Source organism: Lachnoanaerobaculum orale, assembly GCF_003862485.1.
In the GTDB taxonomy this organism is placed as follows: domain Bacteria; phylum Bacillota; class Clostridia; order Lachnospirales; family Lachnospiraceae; genus Lachnoanaerobaculum; species Lachnoanaerobaculum orale.
The window spans coordinates 104,034-117,665 of sequence record NZ_RRCM01000002.1 but is presented as its reverse complement, the minus strand read 5'-3'; the positions used below and the strand labels follow the sequence as shown (position 1 = coordinate 117,665).

Here is a 13,632-nt window from a genome sequence, read left to right as displayed (position 1 = left end):
AGGAAAATACTTTATGAAATATAAGGTGGACTACGTTCGCATACGCGAGAACTATATTACTTTGAACGGTTGGGTTGTAGGCAAAAAGCCGACTTCACAGCCCTCTTTTCATGTCTATAACAGTAAGATGGAGAGTGTGGAATTCAAATATGTAAAGACCAGAAGAGATGATGTAAGTCAGACATACTTCGGAAAGGTATATGACGAGGACTACGGATTTGATATAAAGTTTGACTACAAAAGGGGCGATGACTACTACCTTGAGATAGCAATCGACAAGCAAAAAAAGAGAATAAAGTACAATGAAGAACTGATATATAAACGCTCCAGTGTAGCCTATAAGAGGATGGAAAAGTTAAAGGACCTTTGCAATATGGAAACTGTAAGGGTTGCAATGAACTTTATGAAAAAGAACGGTCTCAGGGCACTTATAAGAAAGTCAAAGAGTAAGATTCAAGGCATGGACAATGACTACGAGTATGCGGAGTGGTATGAAAAAACCAAGCCTACCAAAGAAGAACTGAATGCACAAAGAGATGTAAAATTTGATTACTCACCTTTATTTTCGATAGTGGTGCCGCTTTATGCCACACCTGACAATTTCCTTGGAGAGTTGCTTGACTCCATACTGAATCAGACTTATCAAAATTTTGAAGTTTGTCTTGCGGACGGCTCTGAAGGCGGTAAGGATAAGGAAGAGTTTATAAAAAAATATATTGAAGAAAAAAGTGCACAAAATAAGATAAAGTATAAAAAGCTCGGCAAGAATCTGGGGATTGCAGGCAATACCAACGAAGCTCTAAAGATGGCTACAGGCGATTATATAGTGCTTGCGGACCATGATGATGTGATAACACAAAATGCGCTGTATGAATGTGCCAAGGCGATAAATGAAACAAAATGTGACTGTATGTACTCTGATGAAGATAAGCTTGATATGGACGGCGGTTCACTGTTTGACCCTCATTTTAAACCTGACTTCAATATTGATATGCTTGAGAGCGTAAACTATATCTGTCATCTTTTTGTAGTAAAGAAAGAACTTGTGGATACGGCGGGAATGTTTGATGCCGCATATGACGGAGCACAGGACTATGACTTTATCTTCAGAGTCAGTGAGAATGCAAAAAAGATTGTGCATATACCTAAGGTCTTATACCACTGGAGATGTCATATGAACTCTACAGCATCCAATCCTCAAAGTAAGCTGTATGCTTTTGAGGCCGGTGCAAGAGCTATAAAGGCACATATAGAGAGAATGGGAAATTCCCTACCTGTGGAAAAAATTGAAAAAGGTGTGGACTACGGCATCTATCACAAGTACTTTATTATGAAAGAGCAGCCGCTTTTATCAATTATTATTCCGAACAAAGATCACAGTGATGACCTTGACCTTGCAATTCGTTCCATAGTGACAAAGAGTACCTATAAAAATATAGAGTTTATTGTGGTTGAGAACAATTCCACAGAGAAAAAGACTTTTGATTACTATGAAAAGATTCAAAAGGAATTTGACAATGTTAAGGTGGTTTTCTGGGAGAGAGAATTTAATTATTCTCTTATCAACAACTTCGGTGTAGGCTATGCAAGCGGTGAGTATCTGTTCTTTTTGAATAATGATATTGAAATGATAAATCCGACATCAATAGAGGAGATGATGTGGTATGCCTTTAGAAAAGATGTGGGAATAGTAGGTGCAAGGCTGCTTTACAATGATGGCACCATACAGCACGCAGGTGTTGTAATAGGCTTCGGAGGTGTGGCAGGTCATACATTTATAGGACTGTCGGATGTGGAAAACAGTTATTTCCACAGAGCGCTTACATTACAGGACTATTCAGCCGTAACGGCGGCAGCACTTATTACAAAGAAATCAATATTTAATGAAGTGGGCGGATTCAGTGAGGAACTTGCTGTAGCCTTTAACGATATTGATTTTTGTATGAAGGTAAGATCAAAAGATTATCTTGTTGTGTACAATCCTTATGCGCTGTTTTACCACTATGAATCAAAATCAAGAGGACTTGAGGACAGCCCTGAAAAGATTGAAAGATTCAACAGAGAGACTGCTATATTTATGAAGAGATGGCCGAAGATTTTGGCTGAGGGTGACCCGTATTACAATCCGAATCTCACGCTTAGAAAGTCAAACTTTGCACTCAGAGATTTGTTACATGAAAAGATAGGCGAACCTTTTATAGATGAGAAGATAAAAAAATACCTGTAGGTATGGGAGAATTATGAGTAAAGTAACAATAATAATACCGAATTACAACGGTGCCGCCTTTTTGGGCGATTGTATAGAGTCGTTGAGAAATCAGACATACAAAAACTTTGATGTGCTGGTGGTCGATAACGGCTCAAAGGATGCTTCACTTGAGTATTTAAGAGATTTGGAAAGCTATGAAAAAAATCTGAATATAAGGGTGATATACTTGGATGAAAACTTAGGCTTTGCAGGAGGAGTAAATGTAGGACTGGCTGCAAGCGACAGTAAGTATATTATTTTATTAAACAACGATACACAAGTTTTTAATGACTATGTGGAAAGACTTGTAAATGCGATAGAAAAGTCTGAGAAGATATTTGCAGTAAATCCGCTTATGATAAACGCGCATAATAAGGAACTTGTGGACGACGCCGGAGACGGATATTCACTGCTTGGATGGGGATATCAGATAGGTGTAGGTGAGAAGGTAGGCGACTTTACAAAGAAGCGAGCTGTATTTTCCGCCTGTGCAGGTGCAAGCATATACAGAAAGAGTATATTGGACGAAGTAGGATACTTTGATGAAATGCACTTTGCATACCTTGAAGATATGGACTTAAGCTTCAGGGCAAGGCTTAAAGGATATATTATAGGTTTTGAGCCGCTTGCAAAGGTATATCACCTTGGAAGCGCCACATCAGGCTCAAAGTACAATTCATTTAAGGTAAGACTGGCAGCAAGAAACAATATTTATCTTATATACAAGAATATGACAAATTTGCAGATAGCTTTCAATATTTTACCGCTTGCACTCGGTACATTTATAAAGATGGGATTTTTCTTGAAAAAGGGATTTATAAAAGATTATGTAAACGGACTTATTGAAGGATTTAAAAACTTAAAAGAATGTGACAGAGTGGATTTTAGTGAAATAAAGAAATCAAATATATTGGCTCTGGAAGGTGAAATCATATTCGGCACCTTTGAATATGTGTACAGATTTATAAAAAGGCATACCTGTTAATAACTGTTACTAAAGATTAAATAAAATGTAATAAATGATTTTGTTTTTAGTTGTAAAATAGTTTCAGGGTTTTACAAAATTTAGGCAGAAATCGAACACTTTAAGTGCGATATGGAGCAATATATGATTAAAGAAAACCAAAAGAGACTGAATAGGCTGCATATACTCTTGGATGCCCTTGTTATATTCACAAGCTACTTGATAGCTTACCTTATAATGTATTACAATGATGATGCGATACTGGCATTGTCCGCACAGGTATATTTCAGCGCATTGATTATTATAATACCGGGATTTCTTATACTGTATGAATTCTTTGAACTGTATACACCCAAAAGAATTTCAGGTAGAAGAAGTGAGATAGCAAATATCTTTAAAGCCAATTCCATAGGATTTTTGATATTTACCTTGACACTGTACCTTGGCGGTAAGAATATGAATATGCACCACTTCTCAAGAAGATTGGTAATCATCTTTTATATTCTTACAAATGTACTGATGGTCTTTGAGAGGAGCTTTATAAGAAGCTTTTTGATGAGCATCAGGACAAAGGGATACAACCAAAAGCATATTTTGCTTATCGGGTATTCAAGAGCGGCTGAAGGGTATATAGACAGAGTTAAGCAAAATCCCGAGTGGGGCTACAATATCAGAGGTATTTTAGATGACCACAAGGAAAGGGGATATTGCTACAACGGGGTTAAGGTAATAGGCACAATAGCAAATCTGCATATGATCTTAGAGATGAATGTGCTTGATGAGATTGCCATTACACTTAGTATAAAAGAGTATGAGCATCTTGAGGCTATAGTTAACGACTGTGAGAAATCGGGTGTGCATACGAAGTTTATACCGGATTACAATAATTTTATACCGACTATTCCTTATATAGAGGATTTGCAAGGGCTTCCTGTTATAAATATCAGACATGTGCCGCTTACAGAACTTCACAATGCATATATAAAAAGAATTGTTGACATATTTGGGGCATTGTTTGGTATAATATTGTTTTCACCTGTGATGTTAATCACTGCAATACTTGTAAAGTTGACAGACGGTGGACCGATAATATATTCGCAGGAAAGAGTGGGTTTGCATAACAAACCTTTCAAAATGTATAAATTCCGCTCCATGTCTGTTCAAAAGGCGTCAGAGGAGAAGTCAAAGTGGACTACACCGAATGATCCGAGAGTCACGGCTGTAGGCAGGTTTATCAGAAAGACAAGCATTGATGAGACCCCGCAGTTTTTCAATGTGTTAAAGGGGAATATGTCACTTGTCGGTCCGAGACCTGAGAGGCCTTTCTATGTGGAAAAGTTCAGGGAAGAGATACCGCATTATATGATAAAACATCAGGTAAGACCGGGACTTACCGGCTGGGCACAGGTCAACGGATTCAGGGGAGATACTTCCATACAAAAAAGAATTGACCATGACCTATATTATATTGAAAACTGGACCTTGGGTTTTGATTTCAAGATAATGTTTTTGACTATATTTAAGGGATTTATAAATAAAAATGCTTATTAGCAGGAGGAATATAATGAGCGAAGATAATCAGAAGCCTAAAAAGAAGAGGAAAAAATCTAAGGTTGCTTTTTTCTTTACAATGCTTATAGCGGAAGTTTTCGTATTGGGTGTAATATTTGCGTATGCATATGCACTTAAGCAATACTCTAAGATACAAAGGCCTGACTACAATGTTGAACAGGTTTTAAATACGGATTTGTCTGAGAAGAAGTTGGCTGAGATGAGAGGATACAGAAATATTGCCGTATTCGGTGTGGACTCCAGAGACAGCAGTGTAGGTAGGGGAAACAGATCGGATGTTATAATCATTTGTTCAATAGAGCAGTCATCAGGCGAAATCAAGTTGGTGTCGATATACAGAGATACTTACCTTGATGTAGGAAAGAACTCTTTCCAGAAAGCGACTCATGCATACAGCTACGGCGGACCTGCAAGAGCGGTTAAGATGCTGAATGACAGTTTGGACCTGAATATCACGGATTATATAACATTCAACTGGAAGGCGGTTGCAACAGCTATAAACATACTTGGCGGTGTGTATATAGATATTACGCCTGCCGAGTTTAAATATATCAACTCATATATCACAGAGACCGTAAAGGGAACAGGTATAGGTTCAGTACAGCTTAAGGCGCCGGGTATGCAGCATCTTGACGGTGTTCAGGCTGTGGCATATGCAAGACTGAGATATATGGATACGGACTATCAAAGAACCGAAAGACAGAGAAAGGTTGTCGAGCTTGCATTTGAGAAGGCGAAGAAGGCTGATCCGAAGACTTTAAACGATTTGCTCGGAAATGTACTTTCAATGGTGGCTACAAACCTTACATGGCAGGACGGTCTGGATGTAATCAATGATATAGGCAAGTATAAGCTGGTAGATACACAGGGCTTCCCGTTCAAAAAGGATGATATGACAAAGGGAACTAAGGGATTTATAGTTGTTCCTATTGACCTTGAGAGCAATGTTGTACAGCTTCACAGCTATCTTTTCGGAGATGAGAACTATGAGGCTTCAGCAAAGGTAAAGGCTTACAGTGAGAGAATATCTGAAGATACAGGTTTTTATAAGGACGGAGACAAAGTCAAACGTGTAAAGACCAATGACGGATATAAGTCGAATAAGAGTTATAATGATGACGAAGATGAGACTAAGAGTAAGAAAAAGAAGTCAACTGTAGAGGAAGAGACCAAAAAGAGCAAGAGTGTGGATGTCTATACGGACAATAACGGCAGATATTATCAGCTTGATAAAGACGGCGAGACTGTTTGGATAGACAAAAACGACGGTGAGGACTACTACACCGACGGTGCAGGAAACAAGTATTATATGCAACCTGAGGAGAAAGAGTCTACACATAAGGAAAAGAGTAACAAGTCAAAGTCAACCACAGAAGCACCTGCAGAGTCTACACAGGCCAACAAGGGTTCAAGTGTGGAGATAGTGGAGCCTCATACAAAGAAAGAGACGGCGGAAACTGAAACTGCAGCTCCTAAAAAGAAGCCTAACGGTCCGGGAGAGACTACAACAGCCAAAGCAACTGAAGAGTCCAAAAAACCTAAGGGCCCGGGAGAGACAAAGGCTACAAAGGAACCTACCGTAGAGCCTGTGCCTACTACGGCAGACCGTAAGGAAGAGACTGTGCCTCCTGTACCTACAGCTCAGACGGTGGAACCGAAACCGGAATAAAAAAACATAAAATAAACTTACTTTGTACACAAAGTGGACACAAAGCATTGGTAGACTTATAACCATCAAAGGAAAGTCACCGATGCTTTTTTATTACATAGGTGGCAAAGATAATAAACCGCAGCGAGTATATTTGCTGCAGATAAGACTATATATTTTATGAAAGGAGAGTACTTTTAGTATGGAAGATATTATGGAATTTGAGAGAGATGAATTTGACAATGAGGTTAATACAAATATGGAGAACAGCACAAACAACGGTGAGATTGAAAACAGCGCTTCAAACGATGAGCCTAAGGATATAGACAGCATTATAAGAAGGCACAGTGAAAGTCTTGCAGAGGCTGCAGAAGATATAGCAAGGAACGACGGAAGCAGCGATACTTCATATGATGCCGTGCAAAATGACGTTGATTTGAACAAAGAAGCGGTGTCAAGCTTTGCTTCAAATGCAAGTGAGAATTTGGAAAATACACAGAATATAAATATATCGGATATCAAGGAGGCAAATAATGCAACAGATAGCGGAAATTTTGGAGAAGATAATAGAGGAACTCAGTCAGAAAATGTACGAACACAAACTTTTGCCGCACAGCCTCAAAAAGGCAAGGGTAAGGGTAAAGAGCGCAAGAAATCAAAAGTAGGAAGAGCATTCGGACTTGTAGCAAGCGCTGCAGTGTTCGGCCTTGTAGCCGGCGGAGTAATGGTTGGTGTCAACAATGTGGCAAGCAGCTATGTCGGAACAAATACAAAGACAAAAGCTGACGATATTACAATAGGCAGTCAGGATAATGCCAAGAGTGAAAGCACTGCGGCACCTGCTACCAATCTTTCAAGCATGGATGTTTCAACTATAGTAGATAAGGCAATGCCTTCGGTAGTGTCCATCTACGGAAAGGAAGAGGTCACACAGAACAGTTTCTTCGGTCCTCAAAGCTATGAAGCACAGTCAAGCGGTTCAGGTATAATAGTAGGAAAGACCGACAGTGAGCTTTTGATTGTGACAAACAACCATGTTATTGCGGATACTACAAGCCTTGAAGTTGAATTTTCAGACGGTAAGAAGGCAAGTGCATCTGTAAAAGGTGGAGACAGTGACAATGATGTGGCTGTAGTGGCTGTAAAGCTCTCAGATATGGGAGAAGACACATTGTCAAGAATCAGCATCGCAAATATCGGAGACAGTGATAATGTTAAGGTAGGACAGGGTGTTGTCGCTATAGGAAATGCACTGGGATACGGTCAGTCCGTAACAGTCGGATATATTTCGGCACTTAACAGAGAGGTAAAGACTGAAGGCGGTACTTCAAGAAATCTTTTACAGACTGATGCGGCTATAAATCCGGGTAACTCAGGCGGAGCACTCCTTAATATGCAGGGTCAGGTAATAGGTATCAACTCAGCCAAGTATTCAGATACCGCTGTAGAAGGAATGGGCTATGCAATCCCTATATCTACAGTAAAGGATCTTATAAAGGAACTTTCAAGCAAGGAGACAAGAACTGTAGTAGCACAGGAAAATCAGGGATACCTCGGTATACAAGGTAAGGACATTGATGAGGAGATGGCAAAGGCTTATGATATGCCGCAGGGTATCTATGTATACAAAGTAGTAGAAGGCGGTGCCGCAGCATCTTCAGATTTGAAGGCAAAGGATATTATCACCAAGTTTGACGGACAGAGTGTAAGAAGTATGGAAGAACTCAAAAATATGCTTACATACTATGAGAGCGGCAGAAAGGTGGATTTGACAGTTCAAAGACTTGACGACAGCGGTAAATATGTTGAGAAGACTGTAAGTATCACTCTCGGTAAGAGGGAAGCACAGGAACAGTAATATATATTTTGAAAAGCGGCAGGTGAAAGCCTGTTGCTTTTTTTGTTGTTTTTACGGTATACTAAATTGCTATATATGAAATGGAGTATATGATATGAGACTTAGACATATAAAGGGTTGTGAAGACTTTATAACTGATGCGAAAGAATGCCTCAGAGAGGATGAAGCTATAGCCTTAAAAGGTAAGATACAGGATATCTTTGATGTAAGAAGACCGCTGCAGATAGAAATAGGTATGGGCAAGGGGCAGTTTATCAGAAATATGGCATTGAAAAATCAGGGTATAAACTTTATAGGTATTGAGAGATATGAAAGTGTACTGATGAAGGCGATACAAAGAAAGAGAAATCTTGAAAGTGACAAAGCAATAGATAATCTAAGATTTTTATGTGCGGATGCAAGAAAGCTTGCAGATATTTTTGAGACCGGTGAAGTGGATAAGATATTTTTGAACTTTTCGGACCCGTGGCCGAAGGACAGGCATGCAAACAGAAGACTTACTTCTCCTGACTTTTTACAAATCTATGACAGGATATTAAAGCCTGAAGGGGTGATAGAATTTAAGACAGACAATGTGGGGCTTTTTGAATATTCGCTTGAAGTGGTTAAAGATTCAAAGTGGAAGCTTGATTTTTGCAGTTTTGATTTTCACTCTGAAGAGAAGAGCGAAGGGAATATAATGACCGAGTATGAAGAAAAATTTGTGGGTCAGGGAAATAAGATTTGTAAGATGATTATAAGCAGATAAAAAAAGAACTCCAATGATGACGGTCATTGGAGTTTATTTTATGCGTTGATACTATCAACAGCCTTTGAAAGTCTTGCAACCTTACGAGAAGCATTGTTCTTGTGATATACACCCTTTGATGCCGCCTTTGTAATCTCAACGATAGCGTTCTTAAGGTTGTCTTTTGCAAGCTGCTTATCATTTGCTGCAACAGCACTCTCAACTTTCTTAATAGCAGTCTTCACTTTTGATCTGATTGCCTTGTTTCTTTCTGTTTTTACTAAAGTAACCTGAATTCTTTTCTTTGCGGATTTGATATTAGCCACATTTACCTCCAATAAATAAATAACTTTTTGTTTTATGAAAGTTAAACTTTCGAAAGTTTATATTGAAGCCTGGACACGGACAGTTCAATCTAAACGCAACCATAATTTTAGGATATTCTAAGTGGAATGTCAAGGTTTAAGCGAAAGATTTATAAGATAAAATTTTTTAAAAAATTAGCACTCGCCTATTGACATTGCTAATAATATTTGTTATATTATGACTATAACAAATAGGACATAGATAACAATAAAAGTTATCAAACAGGTTCTACTTGAATAATAATGATGATAATAAAGGAGATATAGATATGTTACTACCTAGAAGAAATTATAATTTGTTTGATGAGTTTTTTGATAATGATTTTTGGGGTAAGGGCTTTAGTAAGTTTGAGGCTCCAAGCATGAAGACTGATGTAAAGGATGTAGACGGTAATTATGAGCTTAGCATAGAGCTTCCGGGATTTAATAAGGAAGATATTACAGCAAGTCTTAAGGACGGATACCTTACAGTCAGTGCAAAGCATGAAGAAAACGATGACAAGAAGGATGAAAATGATAAATATATCCGCAGAGAGAGACGATTCGGTTCATGCGAGAGAAGCTTCTTTGTCGGAGAGGCCATTACAGAAGAAGATATCAAGGCTTCATACAACAACGGTATATTGAAGCTTACATTGCCTAAAGAAAAAGAGAGCTTACCGCAGCCTCCAAAGACAATAGCAATTGAATAAAATTAAAATTATTTTGACTGCCACGAAAGTGGCAGTTTTTTATTTTAAAGTGCTAAATTCCATCTTGTATATTATTATACTTAGTGATATCATAAGTTTTTTAAAGAGATATGTTTTCATATTCAGAATGGAGGTTTTTATGGCATTGATTTTACCAAAGGGTTATGACCCGGTGTTAAGTGTGAGAGAAACTCAGGAAGCGATAAAGTATATCAGAGACACTTTCCAGAAAGAATTCGGAAAAGAGATGAATTTGGAGAGAGTTTCGGCACCGTTGTTTGTATCAAAGTCAAGCGGTCTCAATGATAATCTAAACGGTGTTGAGCGCCCTGTATCATTTGATATTTTAGGTATACCGAATGAGGAGTACGAAGTGGTTCAGTCACTTGCAAAGTGGAAGAGAATGGCACTTGGCGAGTACAATTTTGCTCCGGGTGAAGGACTTTACACAAATATGAATGCCATAAGAAGAGATGAGGAGCTTGACAATCTTCATTCATGCTATGTGGATCAGTGGGACTGGGAGAAGGTAATAAGAAAAGAAGACAGAAATATAAAAACTTTGGAAGATACCGTAAAGACTATCTTTAAAGTAATCAAGCATATGGAGCATGAGGTGTGGTATAAGTATCCGCAAGCCGTAAAGCACCTGCCGGACGATATTTTCTTTATTACTTCTGAAGAGCTCAGACAGATGTATCCTGATAAGACTCCTAAGGAAAGAGAGAATCTTATAACAAAGGAACACGGCTGTGTATTTGTTGAGAAGATAGGCGGAGCGCTTGGAGACGGCAAGCCTCATGACGGAAGATCACCTGACTATGACGATTGGGAATTGAACGGAGATATTCTTTTCTGGTTTGAAAATCTTGACTGCGCACTTGAAATCTCAAGTATGGGTATCAGAGTGGATGAGGATGCTATGGAGTCACAGCTTAAAGCGGCAAATGCCGAGGACAGAAAGAATCTTCCTTTCCATAAGTCATTACTTGCAGGTGAGTTGCCGTACACAATAGGTGGCGGTATCGGACAGAGCAGACTTTGTATGCTTTTACTTAACAAAGCTCATGTAGGTGAAGTACAGTCAAGCGTATGGCCTGCAGATATGATAGAGGCTTGCAAAAAGAATAAAATGATATTACTATAGTATATAGACATCTTAATAAGGGCTTACAAATTTTTTCATCGGATTGTTTTATAAGGGGAAGTTTATGGCTAAAAAGGCGGTTAAAAAGAAAAAAACCAAAGGAATATTTGAGAACAGACTTTCTATAGTATTCATTACTATGGTAGTAGTGTCTATGGCGATAGTCCTTGGAGTAAAGGTAAGAAGTATAAAAAAAGAGCTTGCAAACAGAGAGGCTTATAATCAAAAAATAGTCAAAGAACTGGAAAGCGAAAGCGAAAGAGCCAAGGAACTTGATGAAAAAAAGAAGTATGTTCAGACAGACAGCTATATAATAGAGATGGCAAGGGAGAAGTTGGGCTTGGTTTTTCCAAATGAAATTGCCATAAAGCCTGAGAATTGATATGTTGAATATAGATATATTGAGTCGTTTTATAGAAAACAACAAATTGATTGAAAAAGAAGACAGAGTGATACTTGGTGTAAGCGGCGGGGCGGATTCCGTTTGCCTGCTGCATACACTTTGTAAGTTGCAAAAAGCCTTAGAAATAAGGCTTTTTGTTGTACATATAAATCACGGCATCAGAGGAAAAGAAGCAAGCCGCGATGAAAATTATGTAAAAGAGCTTTGTAATAAACTTGATGTGGAGTTTTTTTCTGTTCATTACAATATCCCGAAGATGGCATCTATGTTAAAAATCAGTGAGGAAGAGGCCGGAAGAAAGGCAAGATACGAAGCTTTTGAAAATATCGCAACTGATATAAGTAAAACTGAAGGAGTTGATATTTCAAAGGTAAAGATTGCAATCGCACACAATAAAAATGACAATGCGGAGACCATGCTGCACAATCTCTCAAGAGGAAGCGGAATATCAGGTCTTAAGGGTATATTGGCAAAAAACGGCAGAATAATAAGACCTCTGCTTATCTTTACAAGAGCCGAGATAGAAGAATATCTGAATGAAAATAAAATAGAGTATATGACCGACAGTACAAATCTTGAAAACGAATACACAAGAAATGTATTGAGAAATGAAGTCTTTCCGATACTTACAAAGTATGTAAACAGCAATGTAATCAATAACTTTTATAAAACTTCAACAGTTGCGGCTGAGGCCGATGAATATTTTGAAGATTCGGCAAAGAAATTTTGTGAAAAGAATTTAAAAGCTGAAGGAAACAGAGGTTATACACTAAAGCGAAATGAGCTGATAGAGCATCCGCATATTTTAGGTACATATATAATAAGGTATGCACTGAAAGAGTTGTTGAAAGAAAAAAAACTCGGAATCAAGGATATAGGAATGGTGCATATAGAGGATGTATGGCAGTTGGCTCACGGAGAGAACGGAAAAAAGCTGGATTTAAAATATGATATAAAAGTATATAATGATTATAAGTATTTGAGATTTGTACAGGGTGGAGATGAAAAGGAGAGAAAGAGCGGTTTCCCTGAAATAAGATACGGTGTTTTTAGCAACTTCAGTATGAAAGATATCCCCGGTGACGGTAATATAAAATGGCTTGATTTTGACAAAGTCCTTAGAGATATAGTAAAATATACAGGGGAATCTTTGTGTATCAACAGTGTTGTAAGCAAAGACAACAATTTGAAATTTATAGAGAAAAATATCGCTGTCAGGGGGTATATGAGCGGTGATTTTATTCAGATAAAAAGCGGTAAAAAGGCTGTAAAAAAGCTTTTTACAGATGAAAAGATACCTGTAAGTATAAGAAAAGAACATATAGTACTTACAATAGGGTCATGTGTGGTTTGGATATTCAAAGAGAATAAATCACCTGATGATACGGTAGGGCTTGACAGGATAAGTGAGCTTTACAAAGTGGATTTGTACACAAACAAGGTTTTAAAAATAGAAGTATTAGGAGATAAATATGAAAGAGAAAGTTGATGTATTGATATCTGAGAAGGAAATAGATAACAGAATCCTGGAGATTGCAGACAGAATCAATAAGGACTATGAGGGTGAAGAGCTTACACTTATATGTGTTTTAAAAGGCGGAGTCATGTTTATGTGTGACCTCGCAAAGAGACTTAACCTGAATGTAAGACTTGATTTTATGAGTGTATCAAGCTACGGCTCACAGACAAAGAGCTCAGGAGTGGTAAAGATAATAAAGGATTTGGATGACAGTATAGACGGCAAGAATGTATTGGTGGTTGAGGACATCATTGACTCGGGAAACACACTGTCATACCTTATGGATATATTAAAAAAGAGAGGCCCGAAGTCTATCAAGCTTTGTACACTTCTTGACAAGCCTTCAAGAAGAGAGAAAAAGGATGTATTTGTAGATTATGTATGCTTTGAGATAGAAGATAAGTTCGTTGTGGGATACGGACTTGACTATGATCAAAGATATAGGAATTTACCGTATATCGGGGTGATGGAACTCTCAGATTAGATAGG

General features: G+C 38.1%; 12 protein-coding genes. 11 read left to right on the top strand and 1 reads right to left on the bottom strand.

Features of this window, described 5'->3' with window-relative positions; genetic code table 11:
• The first annotated feature begins 13 nt into the window (after positions 1–13).
• From EHW90_RS10685 to trmB, 6 genes are all read left to right on the top strand, one after another.
• Positions 14–2,227 (top strand): glycosyltransferase family 2 protein, encoded by a 2,214-nt coding sequence (locus EHW90_RS10685; protein WP_124952757.1) that lies wholly within the window; start codon positions 14–16, stop codon positions 2,225–2,227.
• Between the two features lie 13 nt (positions 2,228–2,240).
• A complete protein-coding gene (locus EHW90_RS10680; protein WP_124952756.1) occupies positions 2,241–3,233 on the top strand; it encodes a glycosyltransferase family 2 protein in 993 nt (330 codons plus the stop codon).
• Between the two features lie 123 nt (positions 3,234–3,356).
• On the top strand, positions 3,357–4,763 hold the full coding sequence (locus EHW90_RS10675; RefSeq protein WP_124952755.1) for an undecaprenyl-phosphate glucose phosphotransferase: 1,407 nt from the start codon (positions 3,357–3,359) through the stop codon (positions 4,761–4,763).
• Between the two features lie 13 nt (positions 4,764–4,776).
• The gene (locus EHW90_RS10670) at positions 4,777–6,453 is read left to right on the top strand and encodes an LCP family protein (RefSeq protein WP_124952754.1); all 1,677 of its coding nucleotides are present in this window, start codon (positions 4,777–4,779) and stop codon (positions 6,451–6,453) included.
• Between the two features lie 193 nt (positions 6,454–6,646).
• A complete protein-coding gene (locus EHW90_RS10665; RefSeq protein ID WP_124952926.1) occupies positions 6,647–8,290 on the top strand; it encodes a S1C family serine protease in 1,644 nt (547 codons plus the stop codon).
• Positions 8,291–8,384: 94 nt separating this feature from the next.
• Positions 8,385–9,038 carry a tRNA (guanosine(46)-N7)-methyltransferase TrmB gene (gene trmB, locus EHW90_RS10660; RefSeq protein ID WP_124952753.1) on the top strand — a complete coding sequence of 218 codons (654 nt, stop codon included), beginning with the start codon at positions 8,385–8,387 and terminating at the stop codon, positions 9,036–9,038.
• Positions 9,039–9,076: 38 nt separating this feature from the next.
• Here the strand turns inward: trmB and rpsT are convergent, their stop codons facing one another.
• The gene (gene rpsT / locus EHW90_RS10655) at positions 9,077–9,343 is read right to left on the bottom strand and encodes a 30S ribosomal protein S20 (RefSeq protein WP_124952752.1); all 267 of its coding nucleotides are present in this window, start codon (positions 9,341–9,343) and stop codon (positions 9,077–9,079) included.
• 308 nt (positions 9,344–9,651) lie between these two features.
• Between rpsT and EHW90_RS10650 the strand changes: the two genes are divergently transcribed.
• The 5 genes from EHW90_RS10650 to hpt all read left to right on the top strand — a co-directional run bounded on the left by EHW90_RS10650 (position 9,652) and on the right by hpt (position 13,627).
• Positions 9,652–10,074, top strand: a complete 423-nt coding sequence (locus EHW90_RS10650) for an Hsp20/alpha crystallin family protein (RefSeq protein WP_124952751.1) — start codon at positions 9,652–9,654, stop codon at positions 10,072–10,074.
• A 139-nt stretch (positions 10,075–10,213) separates the two neighbouring features.
• Positions 10,214–11,221 carry an aspartate--ammonia ligase gene (gene asnA, locus EHW90_RS10645; RefSeq protein WP_124952750.1) on the top strand — a complete coding sequence of 336 codons (1,008 nt, stop codon included), beginning with the start codon at positions 10,214–10,216 and terminating at the stop codon, positions 11,219–11,221.
• Between the two features lie 64 nt (positions 11,222–11,285).
• Positions 11,286–11,603: a septum formation initiator family protein gene (locus EHW90_RS10640; protein ID WP_060930895.1), complete on the top strand. Its 318-nt coding sequence runs from the start codon at positions 11,286–11,288 to the stop codon at positions 11,601–11,603.
• A gap of 1 nt (position 11,604) precedes the next feature.
• The gene (gene tilS / locus EHW90_RS10635) at positions 11,605–13,113 is read left to right on the top strand and encodes a tRNA lysidine(34) synthetase TilS (RefSeq protein ID WP_124952749.1); all 1,509 of its coding nucleotides are present in this window, start codon (positions 11,605–11,607) and stop codon (positions 13,111–13,113) included.
• The gene (gene hpt / locus EHW90_RS10630) at positions 13,097–13,627 is read left to right on the top strand and encodes a hypoxanthine phosphoribosyltransferase (protein WP_009444690.1); all 531 of its coding nucleotides are present in this window, start codon (positions 13,097–13,099) and stop codon (positions 13,625–13,627) included. The genes tilS and hpt overlap by 17 nt, the downstream gene beginning before the upstream one ends.
• Positions 13,628–13,632: the final 5 nt, after the last annotated feature.